The 23,742-nt window shown below is 40.1% G+C and carries 26 protein-coding genes and 1 pseudogene; 18 read left to right on the top strand and 9 right to left on the bottom strand.

Annotated elements, in window-relative coordinates:
- The first annotated feature begins 246 nt into the window (after positions 1-246).
- From MUO15_RS09735 to MUO15_RS22160, 5 genes are all read left to right on the top strand, one after another.
- Entirely contained in the window at positions 247-1,782 is a 1,536-nt protein-coding gene (locus MUO15_RS09735) for a BCCT family transporter (RefSeq protein WP_245035437.1), read from the top strand.
- A 155-nt stretch (positions 1,783-1,937) separates the two neighbouring features.
- Entirely contained in the window at positions 1,938-2,417 is a 480-nt protein-coding gene (locus MUO15_RS09730; protein WP_245035435.1) for a DUF4183 domain-containing protein, read from the top strand.
- Between the two features lie 252 nt (positions 2,418-2,669).
- Positions 2,670-3,053 (top strand): DUF4183 domain-containing protein, encoded by a 384-nt coding sequence (locus MUO15_RS09725; protein WP_245035433.1) that lies wholly within the window; start codon positions 2,670-2,672, stop codon positions 3,051-3,053.
- A 420-nt stretch (positions 3,054-3,473) separates the two neighbouring features.
- The gene (locus tag MUO15_RS09720; protein WP_245035431.1) at positions 3,474-4,073 is read left to right on the top strand and encodes a hypothetical protein; all 600 of its coding nucleotides are present in this window, start codon (positions 3,474-3,476) and stop codon (positions 4,071-4,073) included.
- A gap of 191 nt (positions 4,074-4,264) precedes the next feature.
- Positions 4,265-4,342, top strand: coding sequence for a putative holin-like toxin (locus MUO15_RS22160; protein WP_396266352.1), 78 nt, complete (start codon positions 4,265-4,267; stop codon positions 4,340-4,342).
- A gap of 188 nt (positions 4,343-4,530) precedes the next feature.
- Here MUO15_RS22160 and ald read toward each other — a convergent pair whose 3' ends face one another.
- Positions 4,531-5,661 (bottom strand): alanine dehydrogenase, encoded by a 1,131-nt coding sequence (gene ald / locus MUO15_RS09715; RefSeq protein ID WP_245035429.1) that lies wholly within the window; start codon positions 5,659-5,661, stop codon positions 4,531-4,533.
- A 106-nt stretch (positions 5,662-5,767) separates the two neighbouring features.
- The gene (locus MUO15_RS09710; protein WP_245035426.1) at positions 5,768-7,018 is read right to left on the bottom strand and encodes a PucR family transcriptional regulator; all 1,251 of its coding nucleotides are present in this window, start codon (positions 7,016-7,018) and stop codon (positions 5,768-5,770) included.
- A gap of 193 nt (positions 7,019-7,211) precedes the next feature.
- Between MUO15_RS09710 and MUO15_RS09705 the strand changes: the two genes are divergently transcribed.
- The 3 genes from MUO15_RS09705 (at position 7,212) to MUO15_RS09700 (ending at position 8,637) form a co-directional block, all read left to right on the top strand.
- Complete coding sequence (locus MUO15_RS09705) at positions 7,212-7,388, top strand: helix-turn-helix transcriptional regulator (RefSeq protein WP_245035424.1); 177 nt, start codon at positions 7,212-7,214, stop codon at positions 7,386-7,388.
- A gap of 782 nt (positions 7,389-8,170) precedes the next feature.
- The gene (locus tag MUO15_RS21635) at positions 8,171-8,299 is read left to right on the top strand and encodes a hypothetical protein (protein WP_256464177.1); all 129 of its coding nucleotides are present in this window, start codon (positions 8,171-8,173) and stop codon (positions 8,297-8,299) included.
- Between the two features lie 197 nt (positions 8,300-8,496).
- Positions 8,497-8,637, top strand: coding sequence for a hypothetical protein (locus tag MUO15_RS09700; protein WP_245035422.1), 141 nt, complete (start codon positions 8,497-8,499; stop codon positions 8,635-8,637).
- Positions 8,638-8,679: 42 nt separating this feature from the next.
- Here the strand turns inward: MUO15_RS09700 and MUO15_RS09695 are convergent, their stop codons facing one another.
- On the bottom strand, positions 8,680-9,816 hold the full coding sequence (locus MUO15_RS09695) for a trans-sulfuration enzyme family protein (protein ID WP_245035420.1): 1,137 nt from the start codon (positions 9,814-9,816) through the stop codon (positions 8,680-8,682).
- Positions 9,817-9,924: 108 nt separating this feature from the next.
- Positions 9,925-10,539, bottom strand: coding sequence for an FMN-binding negative transcriptional regulator (locus MUO15_RS09690; protein ID WP_245035418.1), 615 nt, complete (start codon positions 10,537-10,539; stop codon positions 9,925-9,927).
- A gap of 130 nt (positions 10,540-10,669) precedes the next feature.
- Between MUO15_RS09690 and pdxR the strand changes: the two genes are divergently transcribed.
- Positions 10,670-12,049, top strand: coding sequence for a MocR-like pyridoxine biosynthesis transcription factor PdxR (pdxR, locus tag MUO15_RS09685; protein ID WP_245035416.1), 1,380 nt, complete (start codon positions 10,670-10,672; stop codon positions 12,047-12,049).
- A gap of 389 nt (positions 12,050-12,438) precedes the next feature.
- Here the strand turns inward: pdxR and MUO15_RS22280 are convergent.
- From MUO15_RS22280 to MUO15_RS09675, 3 genes and pseudogenes are all read right to left on the bottom strand, one after another.
- A pseudogene (locus tag MUO15_RS22280) lies at positions 12,439-12,657 on the bottom strand (IS110 family transposase); the annotation flags it as partial.
- A 290-nt stretch (positions 12,658-12,947) separates the two neighbouring features.
- Positions 12,948-13,223, bottom strand: a complete 276-nt coding sequence (locus MUO15_RS09680; RefSeq protein WP_245035414.1) for an OsmC family protein — start codon at positions 13,221-13,223, stop codon at positions 12,948-12,950.
- Entirely contained in the window at positions 13,224-13,418 is a 195-nt protein-coding gene (locus MUO15_RS09675; protein ID WP_245035412.1) for a hypothetical protein, read from the bottom strand.
- A gap of 605 nt (positions 13,419-14,023) precedes the next feature.
- Here MUO15_RS09675 and MUO15_RS09670 point away from each other — a divergent pair.
- The 3 genes from MUO15_RS09670 (at position 14,024) to MUO15_RS09660 (ending at position 16,697) form a co-directional block, all read left to right on the top strand.
- A complete protein-coding gene (locus MUO15_RS09670) occupies positions 14,024-15,379 on the top strand; it encodes a glycosyltransferase family 2 protein (RefSeq protein ID WP_396266333.1) in 1,356 nt (451 codons plus the stop codon).
- Positions 15,380-15,401: 22 nt separating this feature from the next.
- Positions 15,402-15,563 (top strand): aspartyl-phosphate phosphatase Spo0E family protein, encoded by a 162-nt coding sequence (locus MUO15_RS09665; RefSeq protein WP_245035410.1) that lies wholly within the window; start codon positions 15,402-15,404, stop codon positions 15,561-15,563.
- Positions 15,564-15,803: 240 nt separating this feature from the next.
- Positions 15,804-16,697 (top strand): DMT family transporter, encoded by an 894-nt coding sequence (locus MUO15_RS09660; protein ID WP_245035408.1) that lies wholly within the window; start codon positions 15,804-15,806, stop codon positions 16,695-16,697.
- A 126-nt stretch (positions 16,698-16,823) separates the two neighbouring features.
- Here MUO15_RS09660 and MUO15_RS09655 read toward each other — a convergent pair whose 3' ends face one another.
- The gene (locus tag MUO15_RS09655; protein WP_245035406.1) at positions 16,824-17,411 is read right to left on the bottom strand and encodes a histidine phosphatase family protein; all 588 of its coding nucleotides are present in this window, start codon (positions 17,409-17,411) and stop codon (positions 16,824-16,826) included.
- A 393-nt stretch (positions 17,412-17,804) separates the two neighbouring features.
- Between MUO15_RS09655 and MUO15_RS09650 the strand changes: the two genes are divergently transcribed.
- A complete protein-coding gene (locus MUO15_RS09650; RefSeq protein ID WP_245035404.1) occupies positions 17,805-18,260 on the top strand; it encodes an SRPBCC family protein in 456 nt (151 codons plus the stop codon).
- 68 nt (positions 18,261-18,328) lie between these two features.
- On the opposite strand, the gene MUO15_RS09645 is transcribed toward MUO15_RS09650, so the two are convergent.
- Positions 18,329-19,333, bottom strand: coding sequence for a DUF3231 family protein (locus MUO15_RS09645; RefSeq protein ID WP_245035401.1), 1,005 nt, complete (start codon positions 19,331-19,333; stop codon positions 18,329-18,331).
- An 80-nt stretch (positions 19,334-19,413) separates the two neighbouring features.
- Here MUO15_RS09645 and MUO15_RS09640 point away from each other — a divergent pair, with 80 nt between their 5' ends.
- From MUO15_RS09640 to MUO15_RS09620, 5 genes are all read left to right on the top strand, one after another.
- Entirely contained in the window at positions 19,414-19,794 is a 381-nt protein-coding gene (locus tag MUO15_RS09640; protein ID WP_318036214.1) for a DUF420 domain-containing protein, read from the top strand.
- Between the two features lie 567 nt (positions 19,795-20,361).
- A complete protein-coding gene (locus tag MUO15_RS09635; protein ID WP_245035399.1) occupies positions 20,362-21,372 on the top strand; it encodes a DUF3231 family protein in 1,011 nt (336 codons plus the stop codon).
- A gap of 120 nt (positions 21,373-21,492) precedes the next feature.
- A complete protein-coding gene (locus MUO15_RS09630) occupies positions 21,493-22,065 on the top strand; it encodes a CBO0543 family protein (RefSeq protein WP_245035397.1) in 573 nt (190 codons plus the stop codon).
- 246 nt (positions 22,066-22,311) lie between these two features.
- Entirely contained in the window at positions 22,312-22,827 is a 516-nt protein-coding gene (locus MUO15_RS09625) for a DUF2243 domain-containing protein (RefSeq protein ID WP_245035395.1), read from the top strand.
- On the top strand, positions 22,820-23,608 hold the full coding sequence (locus tag MUO15_RS09620) for a cytochrome c oxidase assembly protein (protein WP_245035393.1): 789 nt from the start codon (positions 22,820-22,822) through the stop codon (positions 23,606-23,608). The genes MUO15_RS09625 and MUO15_RS09620 overlap by 8 nt, the downstream gene beginning before the upstream one ends.
- Positions 23,609-23,742 lie beyond the last annotated feature (134 nt).

The following is a 23,742-nucleotide window of genomic DNA, read 5'->3' as shown; positions in this document are numbered from 1 at the left end:
ACTAATTCCTATGTTTGATTTCTCCTGAGGTTACTATAGACGATACTTACCTATATTAAGATAATGTGTTCAGACAGCAAGCCTCAACAACGGAGTCAGTTATTGGTTGGATTTGATGTAGTGGAGTCGTTTCTCTCGTAGGCTTTTTTAAAAAGTATTTTACATATCTTTCTATGTTATCCTTTTTCATTTTAAGGGTATGAAGAAAAAGGATTGTTAAGGCAGAGGAACATAGAGGAGGATTCCATGAGTAGAAAGAAATTGATTGATTACAAAATTTTCGTGCCATCATTACTAATTATAATTGGCATCAGTATTCCATTTGCCTTATATGAGGCAGAATCATTGGATTTACTTAATGCTATTTTTGATTATATTGTGAAAGTATTCAGTTGGGGCTATCTATGGTACGGGATCATTCTCGTCGTGGCAGGGTTATATTTATCTTTTTCTAAATATGGTCAAGTCGTACTGGGTGATCCGAAAGAAAAGCCTCGTTTTACGCTCTTTGAATATGCGTCCATTCTGATCGCAATGGGAGTAGGTTCGACCATTATGCGGACAGGGATGTTACAGTGGACGTCCGTAGCTAACGATCCACCTGTGGGGGTGGAAGCTGGGTCAGCAGAGGCGCTACTGTGGGGGAACGCCTACAGCATGTTCTTATGGGGATTCCAAGTTTTCGCGATTTTTGTCATGGCCGCTCCAGCTATGGGGTATATTCTTCACGTCAAGAAGCGGCCGTTGATGAGGATCTCTGAAGCTTGCCGCGTTATCTTTGGGGACAGGTTTACGGATGGATTAGGCGGAAAAATCCTTGATATCCTATTTCTAATTAGTATTTTGGCAGGTGCTGCTGTCACTTTGGGGCTTGGTGCGCCGATCATTACACATAACTTATCGACTCTTTTAGGCATAGAAGTGACATTTGTAATGACCATCATAGTTACAATTATTTGGGTGTTTTTATTTTCCCTCAGTGCCTACTTAGGGATTGAAAAAGGGATCAAACGGTTAAGCACACTAAATATGTATTTGGCTGGATTTTTTGCTGTATTTATTTTATTGGCTGGACCTGGTGTGTTTATATTAAATTATTTCTCGGATAGTGTTTCCTTTCTACTATCCAACTATCTCAATATTTCATTAAACACAGACTCGGTGCACCAAGGAGAACCATCGCACATTCAAAGTAATACCGTCTTTTGGTTTGCCTATAGTGCAACATGGGCCATGCTTCATAGTGTATTCGCAGCCAAAATCTCTAAAGGAAGAACGATCAAAGAAATGATTCTTACGTATTTCTTAGCACCTACCCTGATTTCCTGGATAGCTACAGGGGTGCTTGGTGGCTTAGGTGTCCATAGATATCTCACGGGAGATCTAGACGTTTTGAATATTGTCCAAGAGGAAGCAAGGATGGCAGCCATTCCAGAGATCCTTTCGACTCTCCCGTTTGGAAATATTGCGATTATCATTTTTGTCATAGTTGCGCTTATTTTCTTAACGACTACCCTTGATTCAACAACGTATACCGTAGCTGCTTATACAAGTACGAGAGATATGAGTAAGTTTGAACCACCGAAATCGTTGCGTATCATTATTGCCGCTGTTATCACAGCACTCGCTCTTGTCCTGATGCGTATCGGTGGATTAGCTCCATTAGAGGTTATTTCAGGGCTAATGGGTCTGCCCATAATTATTATTCAATTTTTACTCATCTACGCTGCGAAGCGAATGATCGATGAAGATAAGGCTTGGAAGTATAATATAAGAAAATAATAATGGTAATCTAAAACCTCTCAATAGCTTTTAGCTATTGAGAGGTTTTACTTTGAGATCTCAATTCTTACTACCCTGTCACCCGCACAAGCAATTTGCCTGTAATTAAGTAAGATACATTATTATGGTATTCAAGAAAAGGGGGGGGGGGGACTATGGGAAAGCGAGGTAACTGTTATGGAGGCAGGGAAGGTATTAGAAGTTTATTTGAGGAAGACTTCAGTGGATGTGGATGTAATCATTGTCACAAAAAAAGTGGGGAAAATGTTAAAAACGAGGCTGAAAACAGTCCCTCTAATACAAATTCGTTTAATCCGACATTTAATCCCTCCATTACAATCAATGTCTTTCCTACAAACACACCATCACCCTCTATAGGAGTTGAGACTTTTCAATACATTGCCACCGCTGAGGAAGGAAAAAAGGTCTATACAAACGAAGAAGCATTAAAACAATACGGAAGCAGTGAAATACCCGATCCTAACAACGTTTCCTACATGAATCTTTTTGTAAACGGAGTACTTCAACCAGAGATCGTTTATGAAGTAAAAAAAGGCAGCTTGTTTTTAAAATCCAGTGATTTACCCCCAAGTGGCGCCCCTATTATACTCTTATTTTTAGTTATAAAAGAATAACTAGTATATTTAAGTATGGATTATTACAGTATTAGGGGGTAAAAAGAATTTTGTTGTCACAATTATGGGTGATTATCGTAGATTTAGTCTACTTTTTCTATATAAATATCCGCATTTTCAAAAAGAGAATGCGGATTTTGTTCTGCAATAAGGTAGAATATTTCAACAGAAATTTGTGCGTTATTTCACTGTTTTTCGTCCAAGCATTATGACTTGAAATTCATATACTACAATCATGGAAGGAGGAGAATGATGGCACTACAACTAATGAAACTACTCATAGGTGCTAGTACAACAACCAATGTTGTTCCAACCGATACGAGGTTCTTTCATGTAACGACAGCAGAAACGGCCGCTGGTTCTACACTAACTATTGATGCTGCTGACTTTTTTGCAGATGATGGTTCAGCTGTGACAGAACTTCCTGAGCTTGTTGCCAATAATAGTTATTACAATGTAAACGTGAATGGTGTTTTACAAATGGAAGGACTTTCTACGTACACGGCGGGAGCAACTGGAATAGGATCACTGGCTATTGAAATACCAGCAGATGGTGAACCGATTCTAGCAGGTTCCCCGGTCGTTCTGGAAGTATTAAATTATGCTGCTGATTCTTCTACAACGGTTACGACCTAGTATTACTGTATTCAGACATCTCTAAAAAGGGGTATGTCTGAATACTATTCCCGTTTTACATATTTGTTTAGTAAAGGACAAGCACGATTGCTGAATTTGAAGGCACAGTGCTAGAGAATGGATTGAGAACTTGTTTTGCTTATCCAGGCTTTATTTACTAGTCTAAAAACAGTCTCATCATAATTGCAGAATCTAAAAGAAGAGTTTTCTTAAGGAAGAAGGAATAGTAAAGACTTTGTAGAATGGTAGAATTATATAACATGATTTGGTAAGGATTTAGGGTGTGTTGTTTCTAATAAGTCTATTTAATAATAGTAAGGCTGACTAAAAAAAATAGTGAAAAGGGTGATCACTTTGGTCTATGATTTATTCTCTTATTATAAGGAAAGAATGTCATATTGGAATGTGTATTTTACTTACATGAGAAAATGGCTGGTCATTTCATTGTTTTTGACGACTATTATTATTTCGTTAGGCTTACTATTTGTTTCCTTTTGGAGTGGGGTCCAGTGGTTCATTCTGTTGGCCCCTATTCCTAATGGATTATTGATGCTATATGTAAAGAAAGAAAAGAACAGAATCGCGAAGGAAGTATATAACCAAGATTCACCTAAGGATGTCTTTTACAAAAGAAAAAAAGAGTTTGCAGATTATCTGGAACAGAAAGGCGTTGTAGAACCCCATCAGTTTGAGTATTTAATTGAGTTAATCGATAAAAATGCTCAGGATTTAAAAGTTCCTTTCTTAATCAATTGGGGGCTTATTGCTGCCATCATAGCTCCCGTCTGGATACAGTACATTACTTTTATTTTTACGAAAGAGATCAATAGTTTTGCTGAAGCTACCTGGACAACGGGGATTTTTTTACTGTTTATTGTCATTCTGCTATATGTTGGTTCGATCGTTAGGTCATTCCTTGTTGGTGAACTACTGAACGGTGAATATAATAGAATGAAACAAATGGGTAATATGGTGAGAGATATCTATCTCATTAGGTTAAGCCGGGGACGAAGTGAATGAAAATAGGGGCTGTCGGGCGTTGCTTTACTGTAGTAGGGAGGACAGACCACATATTTTAAAATGGCTGACTTCTAAAAAGCACGGCTATGCTAGATGAGGTAGTTGTTCATACTGCTGTTTGGCAGGTAGAATAGGGTGTCGGCTAGTCCCCATGTCACATCACTGAAGGGGGTGAGGCCTGTGAGTCACTCATGGTTATGATCGCATTTAGCACGCTAATTGTTTCGATCATTGCTTTAGTTGTGTTGATTATGCGCATAAAAAAATAGACTCCCTATTCTGGCGCGAATGGTGGTGAGTCTATTTTTTAAATCTAGGCTGCACCTTGTTCAAAGAGCAACTATCCAGGGATCACAGCCGCAAGCTGTGGTCCCTCTGTTTATTTGTATCCTTTTTCTGCCTTTATCATACCACATTTTTAGATAGAGTTTAACTATTTTAGGACAGACCTTATTTCCTATGCGTGTATATTTTCTTTTAAAGCATTTTTAACTGGTACATACTCATAACCAAGGTCGCGTGCTACAGCCTCGTAGGTGAGGTTTCCATTGATGGTATTTAGACCTTGCTCAATTGCTTTATTTTCTTGGATGGCTTTTACAACACCTTTAGAAGCAAGTTGTAACGCATACGGAATCGTCACGTTCGTTAATCCGATCGTAGCTGTGCGCGGGACGGCACCTGGGATGTTCGCGACTGCATAATGAAGCACGCCGTGTTTTTCATAGATGGGATCATCGTGTGTTGTGATGTGGTCGACGGTTTCGAAGTTGCCGCCTTGGTCAATAGCGACGTCGACAATCACAGAGCCCGGTTTCATGGATTTAACCATATCTTCTGTGACGAGCTTCGGTGCTTTGGCCCCTGGAATAAGGACAGCTCCTATGACCAGATCAGAATCTTTTACTGATTCCGCGATATTGTAAGGGTTCGACATGAGTGTCTGTACGTCAGATCCGAATAAATCATCCAACTCGCGTAAACGGTTTGGGTTCAAATCGAGGATCGTGACATGAGCACCGAGACCGACAGCGATTTTCGCCGCATTTGTTCCGACGATTCCGCCGCCGATGATGGTCACTTTTCCGCGATTAACTCCGGGAACACCACTTAGGAGAATCCCTTTTCCGCCAAATGACTTTTCAAGGTACTGAGCCCCGATTTGTGAAGCCATGCGGCCGGCTACTTCACTCATCGGTGTAAGAAGCGGCAGGGAGTTGTTGACGGTAACCGTCTCATAAGCGATGGCGGTTACTTTGTTTTCAACTAAAGCCTTCGTCAATTCTGGCTCTGCTGCAAGGTGCAAGTACGTAAACAAGATCAATCCTTTTCGGAAATACCCATATTCAGAAAAGAGAGGTTCTTTTACCTTCATAACCATTTCGGCTCTCGCCCAAACGTCTGAAGCGCTTTCAATAATAGTAGCGCCAGATGCTTTGTATTCTTCGTCTGTAAAATTACTGCCGAGCCCTGCATTCGTTTCGATCAGGACGGTGTGTCCGGCTTTGATGACATTGATTACTCCAGATGGGGTAATCGCCACACGGTTCTCATTGTTCTTAATTTCCTTTGGTATACCGATAATCATCTTTATTCCCAACCTTTCCTTGTGCTTGTTACAGCTAGTATATCTTGCTTTTCTAGTTTTTGGTTTAGGAAAAATACACAAAATGAACGAGATGATTTGTGTAAAATCACAAATCATCTCGTTCCATTTCATCTATGAGTAAATCTAAGTATAACGTAGTCTTCTGATTAGGGTCTTTTAAATCAATCGAGCCGATTTCCTTTATCCTCTTCAGGCGGTAATTCAATGTATTGGTATGAATATGCATTTCTTCAGAGGCTTTGTGGACGTTGCTATTACAGGATAAGTAGACCCTCAAGGTTGTGACGAGTTCTGATCTGTTCTGCTGATCGTATTCCAATAACTTTTTAAGAAAAGCGTTTTGATATCGCTCACGGCTGCGAAGGGAGGCCAACTCATTAATGAATTGATAGATCCCGAGATCCTGATAGCTGAATGCATGGTTTAGAGCTCTAGGGAATTGATTCTTCAACTCAAGTACCTTCAATGCTTGCTTATAACTGTCACTTACGTATTCAGGGGAGTCGTAGATTAATCCAAACGATCCCTTCACGTCTTCGAATTGCAGCCGCTCTCTCATTTTTTGAGTGAAATCAGTAATAAAAGAATGACATATACGGGCAGCATCTTCTTCCTCTTTCGATCGCACCAGCAAGATGAGCTGGTTTTCATCAAACAATCTGCTTACGATTCGCGTTTGCTGAAGCGTTTCGGTCAAGTAATGGGCGTGGCGCTCGACCGATTGATTCATATTCTCGTTAAATTCAAATACAGCTACACAAAGCTGTCCGGTTATTTTTGTTCGGAATCGTTTGGCATGACGAATGATTTCCGGTTTGTGCCTGAGGGTGCCGGTCAGAAGCTGCCAGAAAAACTCTTTCTGGTTTTCTTCAGACTTTCTTTTTTTAGCTTGATGATGAAGAAGGTGGTGACTGACAAGCTGGGCGGCGTCCTTGATCAGCTGCAAATGATGATCGGTAATCTTCACATCATTGGCTTGGGCCCAAATAAATCCGAGCATGTCCTTATTTTTTCGGACGGAAACAGCGATTCGGTTTCCGAGTCCGATTTCGTCAATTGGGGGAACGACAACTGGTTCTCCGCTTTCAAATAGCTTCGACATAACCCCGTGCTTCCACAATCCGTTAATGACACGTTCAGGAACCTTGCGTCTCATGATGGTAGCCGTTCTCGCCTCATCAACATTATGTTCGTGTTTACTGTAAGAAACGATCCGATGGTTAGAGTCTTCAATGGTGACAGGGCAGCCTATAATCTCTGCAATGCGGTCTGCCAATCCTTCTGGAGAATCCGGGCTATCGGTAAATCCGTTTAATCGATTTGATGAATGGCTCATACTGTGGCTCCTTCGCTTCATAGGTATCCTCATCTTATCATGGTTCTAAGGAGGGCAAAACATCTAGTTTTGGAAAGGGAATAGGATGATGAAGTGGAGACAAGAGCTTTAACTTAGCAGGGTAATGGTTCCTTTTTCACTTTATGTAAAGGAACCTTGACGTTAAGTTTCCTTTACAATAGGGGATGGTCTTTTGAAGAATAGACTTGCTGATTTTAGAAAACATCATTCATTATCTCAAGATAAACTGGCAGAAAAGTTACAAGTATCCAGACAAACGATTATATCCATTGAGAAAGACAAATACTCACCTTCTCTGCCCCTAGCTTTTGAAATTTCAAATGTTTTTCAAGTGTCTATTGAATGGTGACCATGGAATGGGGCGGGCATGGGTGCGATCCATCCAGATGATGACGACCAGTATTTGAGACCTTATTTCTTTATATATACTATCATGAAGAGTAGGTATTAACGTATTCAGCGTTTCTGCCTGCTCTATTATATTAACTGCAAAATTCTTTTATTTAAGCTATAAATTTATAGTTAATAATGATAGTTCCACTAGGGGGTAGATTTATTGAAGGTTCAGGAAGGAAGGTTAATGAAAAAACGAGGTATATGCTTCTTGATTCACAGGGAAGTCCTGTTCTTTTGGTGGTCAAATATTTAAAGTATTTAGATCACGTAGGGAAGGCTGGAATCCCCTAAAATCCTACTGTTATCACCTAAAGCTGTTTCATCAGTTTTTGGAGGAAAATCAACTTGATCACCAAGATGTTGATATTAATGTTTTAGGCAATTTTATTGGTTGGCTAAGATGTTCCCATCAATCTATAAAGGTAATGACTATATGGGCATTTAAAGCAAGACCCTCAGAAACAACTGTGAACACCATTGTTACACCATATCACCAAAGGAACACCTATTGCTCAAAATTTTTTAGCTGAAGGAACCCAGACGCTAACTCCGGTCAGTAAACTGGTTTTCACAGAAGACATACCCAAATTATCTTGATTAAAATTTTAATACGGTTGCTGAACATGCAAAAGTATCTAAAGGTTTTTTATATAAGAATCACAAGCTGCGTTGTAGAATAGAAACGCTTCGAGAACAGGAGGAAGCTTTACCAACACCCAAACAGGTAAACGTAATATGAGTGACACATCCAAAGATGTTATCATCGCTTCTTTACGGAAACGAGTGAAAGATTTAGAAAAAGAAAATAAAAATATGAAAGAACAATTAAAAGTGCAATTTGGAAAAGTTTATCTAGAAATTTAAATCTATTAGTTTTCTTCAACGCTGCCAGCTAATAGAAGCTTGTTGTCATTTTTGGATAATTTTATCTCGACATCGAGTCTTCCGCATAAGGGCCAGTTATCTTGAAGACTTGAATTCGAGATAATATCTTATTTTGAAACGATATCCGTTCACAGTTCGTAGGTAAATTAAAGTACATTTTAGGAGTGGTAGTCATCTTGGACCTTGTGATATTTGGTGTATTTGCTTTTGGGGATGGAATCATTGCTCTATTGGGGTTTTTGGCCATATTAGGTAGAAGAGTTACCGAACCTAATGAGGAATTACAGCAAAAAGTCGAGGGATACTTCTTCTATTAACATTCAGAGGGGAAGAAAGAATTATCCCCTCTGATTGAAGTTTCATTTTACTTCTTCCAGCGCCTGAGATAAATCTTCCTTTAGATCATCCACATGCTCGAGTCCGATTGATAGACGCAGGAGATTAGGCGGAGCCATCGTTGTGCTTCCTTCAACTGAAGCACGGTGCTCTATGAGGCTGTGCGTTCCACCCAGACTTGTAGCACGGGTAACCAATTGTACTTTTGCAGCAACAGCCATCGCTTCACGTTGACCACCTTTCACCTGAAAGGACAACATACTACCGAATGAGCTCATCTGCCGTGCTGCAATATGATGTCCTGGATGGTTAGAAAGACCAGGATAATGAACGGCTCCAACATTCGGATGATAATCTAAAAAATCTGCAATTTCCGATGCATTTGCACAATGGGTCATCATACGTTGGGCAAGTGATTGTACGCCCCGTAGTGCAAGCCAACAGTCGAAAGGGGAAGGCACCGCACCTTTTGAATGTTGCCAAGCTCGTAGATTAGTCAACATAGGACTATCTGATCTTGCAACAACTGCACCAATCATTAAATCACTATGTCCCCCAATATATTTCGTCACGGAATGGATTGAAAAATCAACTCCAAGAGTGAGGGGACGTTGCAGAACTGGAGTGGCCCACGTATTATCAGCAACGGTGTAAGCCCCGGCCTGCTGTGCAATTTTGGTAACAGCTTCAAAATCAATAACTTTCAGTAGTGGATTAGATGGCGTCTCGATCCAGACCAGACCGGTTGGTGCGCTTTTTATCGCTTTTTCAACCTCATGAAGATTTGTCATGTCAACAATCACTATGTCAAACTTTGACCCAATATCGGTTTCCCAAAGAAGGGAATGAATACCAAAATACATATCGTTTGGCATAATAACTCGTCGTGGTTTATCGGCAGGAAGTGCCTCGATTAATGAAGTGATTGCTGCCATCCCTGATGCGAAAGTGACGCAATCATAACCTTCCTCGAGCGAAGTGAGGCAGTCTTCTAGAGCATGGCGATTGGGATTGCTTTCACGGCTATACACGAATTCATTTGGGTATGAACCATCTGCTGCTCGTTCGAATGTTGTAGAGAGATGGATTGGCATGGTAACCGAGGACGTCGATTTGTCAATTGAACGCCCGGAGTGAATGGCTTTTGTTTCAAAACGCATACATATTCCTCGCTTTCAAAGAATTTTGAAATGATCTTTTATCCATAAGCTTCGTCTGCTTTGATTGAGAAATAAGTTTTGTTCATCAAAGAGTACATTTGAATACCTTCAAGATTTCTTTCTAAGAATTGTTTTCATATGAGATGCAATTTCCCTCTCATCTTCACTTGTGGATTGTTCAAGTTGTGAAATAACAAGCCTTAATCGTTCAGGGGAATGATTTTGACTCAACTTTGCCTTTCCTTCAATTTTATCGATCTTGATTTTGAACCCAACAATGCCTTTTGCCTGTCCTTCTAAAAAATGGGCATCCAAGTGGTCCCATTGATAAGAGCTATTTGGATCTTCATATTTCGATACCATATGATGAAGGGAATCCATCATTTGTCTCCCGTCTATGATCTCAACCTTTCCGTATACATGAGCAGCTACGTAATTCCATGTCGGAACGGCTTTATTCGTTTCATACCAGGAAGATGAGATATAACAATGCGGCCCCTGAAAAACGGCAAGTACCTCCTGTTCTTCTATATCTCTCCACTGCTTATTCGGTTTTGCAAAGTGACCGTACAAATATCTTTTTTCTTTATCTAAAATCAAAGGAAGGTGGGTCGCATACGGGTGACCCTGATGTTGGGAAAATAGCGTAGCGAAGCTGTTTTCCTCAATAATCTCATAAATCGCTTTTTCATCTTTGATTTCAAAGTGCTTTGGAATATACATTATTATCACTCCTCATCTAATTTCGTGCTTGAAAAAATGTTAACGTTCATATAAAAATATACTATGATATAAACTGACATTTAAAAAGATACAATATGAAATAATTAAGCATGTCAGGAGGGATATAATTATGAAGAATTATCTTTTTGCCTTAAACGAAAGCTCTCCCAAATACAAACAAATCTACGAGCAGTTTAAATCATTTATTGAACAAGGCAATATGAAAGCTGATGAACAACTACCCTCTATTCGAAAACTTGCTGATTCTCTTCAAGTAAGTCGTAATACAACCCTAATGGCATATAACCAACTTGTAGCGGAGGGTTATATACGCGGAGAAGGACGAAAAGGTTATTTTGTCAATTTATTAGAGCCATCTTTATACCAGGAATCACCAATCCTCCCTAACAAAAAAAGGGGGAGAAAGAAAGAGTCCGTTCGTGTCGATTTTAGGACAGATGCTGTTGATCAATCCCATTTTCCCTTAAAAATATGGAGGCGAATATCTAATCAGGTCTTAACGTTACCTGAGAGCTTTCGGTATGGAGAATCTTTTGGAGAGGTGAGTCTGCGTGAACAAATTTCCGCATACTTACTACAATCACGTGGGGTAAAAACCGATGCAGATGCCATTATTATAGGTAGTAGTACACAACAAATGCTTATCCATCTAGGCCATATATTAAAGGAAGATTACTCAGGTATTATCGTAGAAGATCCAGGGTTCGATGGCGCCAGGGAAGCTTTCCAATTCCATCACTTTTTGCTTGAATATTTGCCAGTATATGCAGCGGGTATAGACCTTTCGCAACTTAACCAACTGGATTCAGCCTTAATCTATGTAACACCCTCTCATCACAGTCCATACGGTGTAAGCATGCCTATTCAACAACGACAAACGCTCATTCAATGGGCAGATAAGGTACAGGGATACATTATTGAAGACGATTATGATAGTGAGTTTCGATACACACAACAGCCTTTTCCAGCGCTCGCTTCTATTGATTCAACAAGGGTCATATATCTGGGGAATTTCTCAAAGTCGTTCCTCCCAGGACTACGTTTAAGCTATATGGTGTTACCAAAGCAACTTTTAAATCGTTATAAAAATCAGTTCCTGAACTTCGAAAGTTCAACTTCACTTTTTAGCCAACTTACAATGGCTAGATTTATGGAAAATGGGGAATGGAATCGGCACATTAAGCGAATGCGCCTTGTTTATAAACGAAAAATGGAACACCTTGTATCTTTATTAAAAAAACATTTAGGGCAAAGTATATCCATTATTGGCGAACAGTCCGGTTTGTACGTATTAATTAAGGTAAATCTGGAGTGTTCAGAAGAACGGCTAGTCGAGCAGGCTTTCCTTTATGGGGTTAAAGTACGGCCAACTTCAATCTATTTCATAAAAAACCAATCGGATAGACCTATGATTAAACTAGGGTTTAGTGGTCTTTCTTATGATGAAATCGAACTTGGTGTAAAACTTTTAAGAAAAGCGTGGTTATAGAGGAGTTTTTATTCTTAAACTAACGTGTATTAATAGGTATTTGGTACCTGTACGTTGTTTTTTTCTTGGTAGTTTTACTGCAAAATCTAAGGGGGAACCTAAACAAAAAAATCATAAAGTGAAGAATTGAAGAAGTAGAGGGAGGTCTATCATTATTTCAATGGTATTTATTCAAGTTATCTTGAATTCGAGTATTATAGAAACGGGGGCAATAGTGGAAGATCAGTATTATTGTCATTTAAGGTTATCTTGAAATCGATTCTTCTGTTTAAGACCAGCTATAAAATGTCAAGTAACTAATTAAATGATTCTTTTAAATTCACTGTGAAAAATTTGGCATGCCAAATAAACCTTACCCTTCTAATTATTAAAATTGCAATAAACGGTTATTAATCATCGTTTGTTTGAGGACGAGGTACATAAGGCTTTTGATCTCTCAAAATTGCAAATATGATGTGTGTTAATTTACGAGCTATGGCTCCTACTGCAGTACCGTGAGCTTTTCCACGTTCTCGTAACTTTTGATAATAAAGGGATAGGGCAGGATCATTAAAGCTAGCCACGAAGGCTGCTTGCCATATAGCACGTCTAAGATAAGGTGAACCTCGGACATTAACACACTTAGGAATTTTCCTCTTTTTATATCTGTTGGTCACCAGTGGGATTTCATTTGCTGATTTTGGAATAGTAACCGTTATATATGGTTAGTTTTATGTCTGAAATTTAGTTTTCGTCAAAACTATAATGGCTATGGCTGTACAGTAACCCATCCTATTTTCTAATCAATGAGAGTTCAGGATTATTGAGAAAATAAAAACGAGGATAGCCAAAAATATTGGCTATCCTTTTAAGTACACGAAGGAAACCCTTCTCACGGGACGTGTACCAAAGTCTAATCTTAAACATCCAGTTCTTTTATTTCCCAATCGTAATCAATTTGTACACTGCCCTTTAATGTTTGGGCCACCGGACAATTGCGTTCAAACACGGATAGAGCCCGTTCTGCTTCGGAGCGTTTACCATTTGGAATCTCCAGTTGAAAGTGGAGCTGAATGTGTGTGATTTTCATTACACCTTCAGGAGCGTCAATGGTACCTTGAGCCTCCGCCTGCAGTTTATCCGGGGATGTTGGAATTTTGCGCGCCTCCAGCGCGCCAGAAAGTGTCCCGGTCATTCAGCCAGCAGCTGAGGCGACGATATGATCAAGGGTTGACGGGTGTTCTACTTCTGGTTCTGCTTTGTAAAACTCTTTCACACCGCCGTGAATGCCGTAGTGAAAAGGTTCATCAAAATTGCCGATGTAAGCACGGCGATTAGGTGGCTCATCCTGATAAATGCGAACTTTAGAAATCTCAATTGGTTTTGCCATGTCATTCCCCTTTCTTTTTATTGTTATTACAATACCCGTTTTACAGTTTTTTAAACAATAGAGGAACATTAGATTTGAAAACAGAAATTTATTTGTTCGGCTACACCAGGTTTGAATTCCTATCAGTTTCTTCGTATTTCATAAAGTGAACCTTCTCCCCATCAGTCACCATTTCAGTTTTACTATTTTCTTTACTCTCCGCTTGCAGAATAGCGAATCAATGACGACGAACAGCTGATTAATAATAAACAACTATTGCTTAAATTGGGCTCATCTAATGTTGATCGCAGTCCGAAATATTCAACTTTTTAAGCAAGTACGCCGATAAAAAGAGAGAGCGGACTAATGACTCGCCTCTAAAGGGGCATCAAGCATAACAATCTGGCATGGAGAATGAGGAACCTAACATTCCTTTTGATCTAGTGGTTGTCATAAACCGCCTTATTCAAATCCGATCTTGAATAGATCCGGACACTCTATGTATCCAGCAACAAATAGCTAGAAGACCCTTATTGACAAAAGTGATCCTTTTTTGATTTGTTTACGACAACTTAATAAAAGCATAGAATAGTATTTTAGTAGTACCAATGAATTAGGTGATTATATTGAAGCCTGAATTACGACCGAACCAAGAATCGCCATTCTCTCCGTTAAACGATAAGCCCATTTATATTTCCGTTAACAAAAAGTTTTGGTTGAGTCATGGATGTTCGATCTGCTGGACCGTGTTAGCCATATATTTATCCTTATCATGGGTAATTGATTTAGGGGAGATCGTGACACTACCCGTAGCTCTTTTTGTCATTGGAGGAATCGCTTATGTTCCTGGTTATCTTAACGCTTTTTTGGTCATTAGTCTTATCTTTGATCGCCAGCCGAAATTCAAAGATCCTTGGCCGGAAATTCCTGTTTCCATCCTGATTGCCTGCCGGAATGAAGCTGAGAATATTGCCAATACGTTAAGGTACGTCCAGCAACAAGATTACCCACACCCTATTCATGTGGTAATAGTTGATAATGGCTCAACAGATGGAACAACTGAAGCAGCTCTTGAAGCAGCCTCAACCTTCAACCTTGGGATTCAAGTCATCCATGAAGAGCGTCCGGGTAAATTTAACGCACTAAATACCGGCATCAGTCATGTCACAACAGATTTAGTGATTACGTTAGATGCAGATACATTACTGCATCGCTCAGCTGTCCGTTACCTTGTCGCACGAATGATCAGTTCCCCGGATGAAGTATGTGCCGTTGCCGGTTCTATCCTTGTTCGCAATAGCCGTGAAAATTTGCTGACAAGGATCCAAGAATGGGATTACTTTTTAGGTATTGCCTCAATCAAACGGCTTCAAGGATTATATCAGGGAACACTTGTCGCACAAGGTGCTTATAGTCTTTATAAAACAAATGCAGTCAAGGATGTTGGCGGATGGCCTGATGCGATCGGAGAGGACATTGTATTAACATGGAACTTTTTGCAGCAAGGCTGGAAAGTTTATTTCGAGCCGTTGGCGGTAGCGTTCACGGATGCCCCGCCAAAGATGACACATTTTATAAAGCAACGCTCTCGCTGGGCACGGGGGATGGTAGAGGCACTAAAACAAACCAAACCGTGGCAACAGCCGCAAATCTATACTAAATACTTAACCGGAGTTAACCTCGTCATGCCTTACATGGATATTACGTACACTTTTTGCTGGCTTCCTGGGCTTGTGTTAGCCCTGCTTGGTTTCTACTGGATTGTCGGTCCGATGACGCTTTTTGTCTTACCGTTAACCCTTATCAGTTACAGCATTCTTTACCGTTATCAAAAGCGTGTATTTAATGAACTTGATCTCCGTGTACGCAAGAATGCAAGGGGATTTATCTTTTTTGTGCTATGTTATCAAATGATTATGGCACCCGTTTCCGTATGGGGGTACATCCAAGAGGTCTTCAAACTCCAACGAATATGGAAATAAGCGAATTTGGGGAGGAAGACTTTTGGAAAATGAACTGCGAAATGAAATCGAAGATCTCAGACAAGAATTATATGCACTTTACACGATGCATCAAACTATGGCTCACCCTCAAGTGATTCGTCTAAGTCAATTGTTAGATGACAAAATAATCGCCTATCAAAAAGCCGTATGCTATGGATCATAGATCATAGTTGTAGCGGGAGCGATTAGTAACCTGCGACGGTGAATTCATTTAATAAATGGAAAAGGCTAGACCGTTTTAGAGGGGAAAGGCCTAGAATATAGGGGAGTTGGTTGGTCCAAGGATTGAGCAGATGGCTAGGCTTCATTTGATCTATCGTTGTATAATTTTCAGAGTTAATATCATTTAAAAACAGCTAGGAAAGTATATGCTTTCCTAGTTTCTTTTTTGGAGGAGAAATATATGAGTAAGGCTGTTTTTGCCCTTCTGGTCGTGATCACTACGAGCTTAATGGGGTCATCATTTGCTATCGGTAAAATCGGGCTCGCTTATGTCTCACCACTTTTATTAGTCGGTTTGCGTTTTGCCATCGCGGGGATTTTGATGTCGCTGTTTGTGATTCTCTATAAAAGGCCGCATCCAAAGAAAAACGGTGATTGGTTTCGCATCGTGGTCATCGGATTCTTTCAAACAGCTGGCGTGATGGGGGCGATCTTTTTAAGTTTGCGTACCATATCTGCAGGGCAGGCATCGATCCTTACCTTTATGAACCCTTTGCTCGTTGTCATTTTCGGTGCCCTTTTTATAGGAAGTAAGTATCGCTTGATTCAATGGGCCGGTGTGCTTCTGGGTTTCGTAGGCGTGTTCATCACCCTTGGAGGTCAATTACATTTCCAATTCGGGACCTTGTTAGGTTTTAGTGCTGCAGTTTCGTGGGCGATTGCGACGCTGTTGATTAATAGATGGGGACATTTATTTGATACGTGGGTGCTCACCGCTTATCAAATGCTCTTTGGCGGACTTATTTTGTTATTAGGCAGTGCCTTTTTGGAGCAGACCCACCTTGTTTTAAACCCAACTTCAATTTTTATCGTTTTATGGTTAGCCGTCATGGCATCAATTGTCCAATTTGCCGTCTGGTTTTTCCTGCTAAAAGAAGGGGATCCCGGAAAAGTTAGTGCCTTTTTGTTTCTCGCCCCATTCTTTGGTGTGGTATCAGGTTGGCTGCTCTTAGATGAACACATTGGGCTGTCCCTTTTAAGTGGAGGGATGATGATTTTCTTAGGAATCTTCCTTGTGAACTGGCCTGAACCGGCAACAAGACGGGCACCATCTGGGAAGACCAGCACATCATAAGAAAATATTTTCCGATGCTATGAAAGCTCTAACTAGCGGTGAGTTTGAGTTAACTGACGAATGCAAAGACTGAAAGAGTAACCCCCTTTCTTCTTCTAAAAAGGGGGTTACTCAGTTACTAATCTATTATTGTAAAGTTCTATTTAGATGACTAACTTTGTTGTAATAATTAATCTCCCATTTACTGTCATTGTAAGAGCAATTGGATATGCAGGCATTTAGTAAACTCAGGTTTTCAGAGTTGAGTCCACCTTCTGATGTGATTTCGAGAATCGATTTTATAATCAAACCATGTGTAACTAGAACCACATTTTCTCCGGGATAGCTTTCCGCTACATCCTCAAGCCCTTTTTTAACACGTGTACACAATACCTCCCATGACTCCTTGACTTCATAGTCATCGTTTGGAAATTTAACTTTTTGTTCTTCTATGGTTAGTCCGGAAATATCTCCGTGGTTTCTTTCAATAAAAGATTTCTTCACTCTAATTTTTTCGTCTTCATCTAGACATTGTCCAATGATCGTTGCTGTTTCTTGAGCACGGTCTAAGGGACTGGTTATGATGGCCCCTAATTTTTCTTCACGTAAAAAGTTACCTGCCATAGATGCTTGAGCTTTTCCTGTGCTATTTAAAGGGATATTTTCTATCCCCTGCAGTCTTCCTTCCTTATTCCAGTCCGTTTCACCATGGCGAATGATGATGATATTCGTCAAAAATACCTCTCCTTTATAAAATAGTAATTATAATGTAACACTACTGTAACCTTTCAGTAATCATTTCCCAGCTGAATAAAGAGATAAACAGATGATTTCTCATTTAGTAGTTTCGGGTTTATAACGAGTGAAATAGGAAATAGTAGAAAAGCAGAATATATTATGGAATGTAGCGATACAAAGTACGTAGGAGGTTTCTGCAGGGGAAAACTGGGTATTAAAATGGATGGTAAATTTAGTTTCAACAGTTCAATAAAAAAGACAACTCACTCGCTTCGCTTGTCTCTAGTTCGTCGACGGGACACCGATCGTGACTGCACTTAGTCTGTTTCTAGCGTAAGCGATTATTAACCTGTAACGATAAAGGTACGCCATTGAAAGGGGGAGGGTGTTTTGAAAATATATGTGCTGAAGAAAAGACAGAAACTTCCTATTACGGTGGATCGAGCTTGGTCCTTTTTTTCCAATGCGGGGAATTTATCAGACATTACGCCTCCTTGGATGAAATTCGAGGTCACTGGTGAGTTGCCTGAACAGATGCATCCAGGCATGATTGCAACTTACCGTTTACAGCCGTTTCTAGGGGTTTCCTTGAATTGGGTGACGGAAATTACTCATATGGTGGAGGGAAAATACTTTGTAGACGAACAACGCTTTGGTCCTTATCGCTTTTGGCACCATCAACATCACTTTAAAGAGCTTGAGAACGGGATGGAAATGGTCGATATTGTTCATTATGCTCTTCCTTTTGCAACGGTTGGACGAATCGTACACAAGGCTAGTGTCGAAAAGAAACTTGCTGAGATTTTCCATTATCGACGTAAGAAGCTTGATGAATTGTTTAAATGAGGACAACTTCACGGGGGTGGGAGAGGTTAAAATCTAACACCTCCCAACAATGAGAGGTGTTAGATTCGTTATTTGTTTTTGGAAATCTTTTTTCTATTTGGGGCAAGAGGCGGCTGTTCTAACCACTTATTTTTTGTCATAAGATTAAACCACTCTTTCGTGACGGCCAAATCTTTCGTTACGGCTTTTTCATAATTCAGGACAAGGTCTGCTCTCATCGCTGATGCGATACCGGCACCATGATAGTTTTGGGCGGCCTGAATTAGAAATCCAATATGGTATAACATTAGCTTATCTGAGAAGGGAGATTCCTGAGAAGTCGTAACTTCGGATTCCCAAGAGATGGGAGCAGGTAAGTTATCGGCATGCAGGGTTTTACTAAAGGATTGAATATGCTCATCAGAAGTTTTTTCTGATGCCCTCAAAAATTTCCTCACTTCTTTTGACTGAGCTGCTTGACTAAACCCGATAGAAAGTGTTTTTGTCATGATGCTTTTTTTAAGATTAAAAGACATACTAAGGATTTCCGTTGCGGCTAAAGGGCGTTTATCACCGAAGAATCCATCAATGAAATTTTGCCCCGAAACAAATGTAGGACTATCTTCGGGATAAAAGTAAGGGTCTCTTTGAAAATGACCCTTTTCAACCAATAATTCGATGGTTTGATGGTACATTTTCTTTGCATCATTATCACAGGAATCATAAAAATGACGCAAGTCCTTTCTTACAGAAGAACTAAATGATGTCGTGTGCCCTAATAACCCATGCAGGGTCATAATGTGTAAGTAGTGCAAACAGAATATGTCGGAAAATAATCTTTTGGCCCCTTTATTTAGGTCTGTTTCCGTAAATCCAGTGGGCACCGGAAAGCCTTCGTTTTCCATAAAAGCTGTTACTTTCTTCTTTTGTTTCCCGAATGTCTTGATAGCGTCTTTAAAAAGAGCTTTTATTTTATCGTCTTCGATAGTGGTCAGCATATATCGGTTGATCATATCTGTCGCTGTTCCATTGATATATTCTCCCCACAAGCTGCCAATTTCAGAAGATGTCAGCTTCATTTCATCTTTATTCATATCATCACCCTCTTCTAGTGTTTCCCAATATTATGGATATATTATATTTTGCTTATTGCATGCCAAAAGGAGGGAAAGAAATGGTTCATATTTTGCCATTGGTAAGTACACTTTGTAATGTGGCAAGTGCGATTTTTGTTGCCTTAGGCTGGTATTCCATCTTAAAGGGAAAACGTTTATCCCATCAAAGAATGATGACGATGGCAACGATCTTGGCCGTGTTATTTTTGGTTATATATATTTCAAGAACTTTTTTTATTGGAAATACATCATTTGGGGGACCGGCTAGTGTCAAGCCTTACTATATCGTTTTTCTTATCTTTCACATTTTTCTAGCCGTCACAGGGCTTATATTTGGGATCGTAACCATTACCTTTGCTGTAAAAGGAAGGTTTAGTAAACATAAAAAAATGGGTCCAGTGGCAGCAGTGATCTGGTTTGGATCCCTGACAACTACTTGACCCTTTATATCATTTGGGAGCCAGGTCCTACAACAAGTATGTTGAAGGCCATTTTAGGATGGTAGGGACTCACTTTTGACTTTTTAAAATGAAGTACCGAGAATAATAAGCCTCCTTTATGAAAAGCTATAGTTTAAAGGAGGTGCAGCAGATGAGTAGATCTTTCCAAACAATAAGGATAACCAGTAATTAAACAATGAAGATTCTTCCACCCCACACCATTTGGGCGCTTGTTACGGTTATTATGCTTTTAACTACAGAGTTGCTCAGTTTTTTACGGTTTAAGCTTAGGGTTGGCTCAAGCTTTACGGTTAACTACATACCAACCTTTAGTCCTTACATTAGCCTGGTTGATTGGTGTAGGCGCTATTCTATTTGCCGGCAATTACGCAGAATTGAATGAATTTCTTTTTGAATCCTATGTCCCCTCAATATTTTGATGGGTGCTATCATTCCAGCCTTACTACTATTGGTTTCCATAGACTTTTTCCAAAATGAAAAAAAGGGCTCTCGTTGATTTAGGTAAGGGATAACCATCTTAACTGAAATGTATTAGGAGGATATTTTATGGCAAAAACACATGAAACAGAATTAACAGCTGCCGAAATTTCTAATCTTTGGACGTCATACCAAAATGATTCTATGGCGATCTGTGGGATTAAATATTTCTTGTCGAATATAGATGATAGCGATATACGTTCCGTTTTAGAATATGCCCTTGACCTGTCGAAGCAACACGTTAAAAAAGTAACGGAAATTTTAAAAGCAGAGAATTATCCGATTCCGGTTGGCTTTACCGACCAAGATGTGAATCTAGATGCTCCCCGCCTGTTTACTGATAAATTTTATTTGATGTATATCCTAAACATGGGGAAGTTTGGGCTCAGTTCCTATGCTTTGGCGTTATCGCTTGTAGCTCGTGACGATATCATTGAGTTTTATTCGGACTGTGTATTAGAAGCGAAAAAGCTCCATAATGATGCAAAAAAGTTAGCAAAGGAAAAAGGAGTATATGTTCGTCCGCCTGTTCTTCCTACACCAGAACAAGTGGATTTTGTTAAAAAGCAGAGCTTTCTAACAGGATATCTAGGTCATCGCAGGCCATTACTTGGGATTGAAATTGCAAGCCTTGCTTATAATGCAAAACGAAACGCACTGGGACAAGCTGTTATAATAGGTTTTAGTCAGGTTGCAAGAGAAAAAGACGTTCAGAAGTATTTAGAAAGAGGTAGGGATATATCAAAACAACACTTTGAAGCATTTAATTCCATCCTTCATGAAGATTACGTGAGTGGTGCAATAGATTTAGCGCAAGAAGTAACCAATTCAAGGATTGCACCTTTTTCCGATAAACTTATGATGTATCATATTGCAACATTAACCGCATCAGGTATCGGGCAATATGGAATCGCGATGTCAACAAGTCCAAGACATGATTTAGGTGTAACCTATACACGTCTCATGGCCGAGATTCTTCATTATTCGGATGATGGAGCAAACATCATGATTAACCATGGATGGCTGGAACAACCACCAGAAGCAGCAGACCGAAAAGAGCTTGCAAAAAAGAAGAGCTAAACGCAGGGATGGAAAGATTATTGTGAGGCATTTTGACTTTTTATAGTGATTTGATGGAATGTGTTGGAAGTTCATTGGCCTAGAAAATAGGATGAGAGAATTTCTATTGGAGGAACATCTATGATCAACCAAAGTTACTTAAACAATATAGCCCCTCTGTATGAAGCACAAAAAAAATTATTTGAGACTTCCTACGCTCATTGGGTCGAACATGAGCTGTTTTCGTTCAATTGGTGGTTTCTCTTGGTTATAACTATTGTGCCATGGATCATGTGGTGGAGATTGGTTGATAAAAAAAGGCTATTGGAAATCTCCTTCATGGGTGCACTTGTTACGGTTACGGCTATGTTTCTAGATACAGTCGGTATTTCCTTTCTTCTATGGACGTATGGGTATAAGCTGATTCAAATGGTTCCCACACTCAATCCCGTTGATTTTACGGTAATACCTGTTTGCTATATGCTCCTTTATCAATGGTTTTCGAAATGGAAGTCATATCTTATTGCCCACGTTGTTACGGCAGCAGGGGCTGTCTTTATTGCTGAACCTCTGTTCGTATGGATGAACATTTACACTCTACATAGCTGGGAATATATCTACTCATTTCCCTTCTACATTGCAATCGGTGTCGGATTTAAATGGCTTATACAAAAAATGAAAACCCGACAAAATCGATATAGCCGTGAATTATAATGGGAAGGGGACCCCCGCAAAGGAACTATCATATGGGGTGCATCTCCTTTTCATAAAAAAACGACCGATGAATTAAAACTAATCCCCCCCTTTTTTTGGTGATAGAGGAGGGGCTTCATTAGTTTGTCTTGTTTTACTTTGCTTTTTTTTATCTATTTCTTTATAAATGTTAGGTTTATAACGCCTAACTCGGGGAAATCATTGAAAAATGGGTGTATCCTAAGTGTAAGAGCAATGGGGGGTTGTATGGTTAAAAAAACTGCACATCAAAAAAATAATTTAAATGATTCCAAACACTTTGCGTACTCAACTCGAAACTTATGGGCAGGCTTTCTGTTTGGTGTTGGGCTTATCGCCTTTATAGATGAGACCGTTTTTCATCAACTGCTGCATTGGCATCATTTTTACGATAAATCTACGACCGATATTGGATTGGTATCTGATGGGTTGTTCCACGCTTTTAGTTGGTTCGCGACGATTGCATCATTGTTCATGGTTGCAGACCTACGCCGGAGCAGCGCATTGTGGCTGACGAGATGGTGGGGCGGTGTTTTAATTGGGGCCGGATCGTTTCAGTTATACGATGGTATCGTCCAGCACAAGCTAATGCGAATCCACCAAATTCGCTACGTGGAGAATATTCTTATTTATGACTTGGTATGGAATATATCGGCAGCTGTTATGATCGTCGCTGGTGCTTTTTTTGTTTTTCGCACACGAAACAAATTACAGCAAACGGGAGTGACCTCCTTCCATGAATAATGATCATGTGCATCACGAAAGTATCGTGTTCTCGGACCTTGTGTTGGCACTAGTATTTGTGCTATTCGTAATATTGTATGTCGGGGCAGGTATCATATCGAGCAAATATAGTTGGCTTAGGCCATGGCCGTTCCACCGTTATGTCTTCTGGATTGGCGGAGTCCTCTGTGCTGCCACAGCGATCATTGGACCATTAGCGAGCCGTGCCCACACTTATTTCACTGCACATATGTTCGGCCATCTGTTGTTAGGAATGCTTGCTCCGCTTCTTTTAGTTCTGGCAGCACCGATGACACTGCTTCTCCGAACACTCCCCTTATCTGTAGCACGGAGTTTTTCGCGCGTACTAAGAAGTTATCCAATAAGAATGTTTACACACCCTATCACAGCAGCTGTGCTCAATATCGGAGGGTTATGGCTCCTCTATACGACTGATTTGTATATGGTGATGCAACAAAATATCTTTGTACATGCGATGGTGCAGATTCACGTGTTTGTCGCAGGCTACCTTTTCACAGCGGCCATCGTTTATATTGATCCGATCCCACACCGATTTAGCTTCATTTACCGTTCGATCGTGTTAGTGATTGCGCTAGCCAGCCACGGGATCCTATCCAAATACATCTATGCCCATCCACCTCATGCTGTGCCAGCGGCTCAGGCAGAATCTGGCGGCATGCTCATGTATTACGGTGGTGATGCAATCGATATGATTCTTATTTGCCTCCTTTGCTATCAATGGTTCAAAGCTACACGACCTCGCGCTTCCTCCTCTGTCTAATAGGTGAACGTGTACATAGGATTTTTCGTGAAAATTATCGAATAAGGGAGTGGATGACTCCCACCCAATGCTTCGGAGAAAACTAGCCGAACGAGGTTCAGCTCATAGATACAATCCAATTCGGGGCGTCTTTT

It is taken from the genome of Halobacillus amylolyticus, from assembly GCF_022921115.1.
In the GTDB taxonomy this organism is placed as follows: Bacteria; Bacillota; Bacilli; order Bacillales; family Halobacillaceae; genus Halobacillus_A; species Halobacillus_A amylolyticus.
This window is presented reverse-complemented; position numbering and strand designations above follow the sequence as displayed.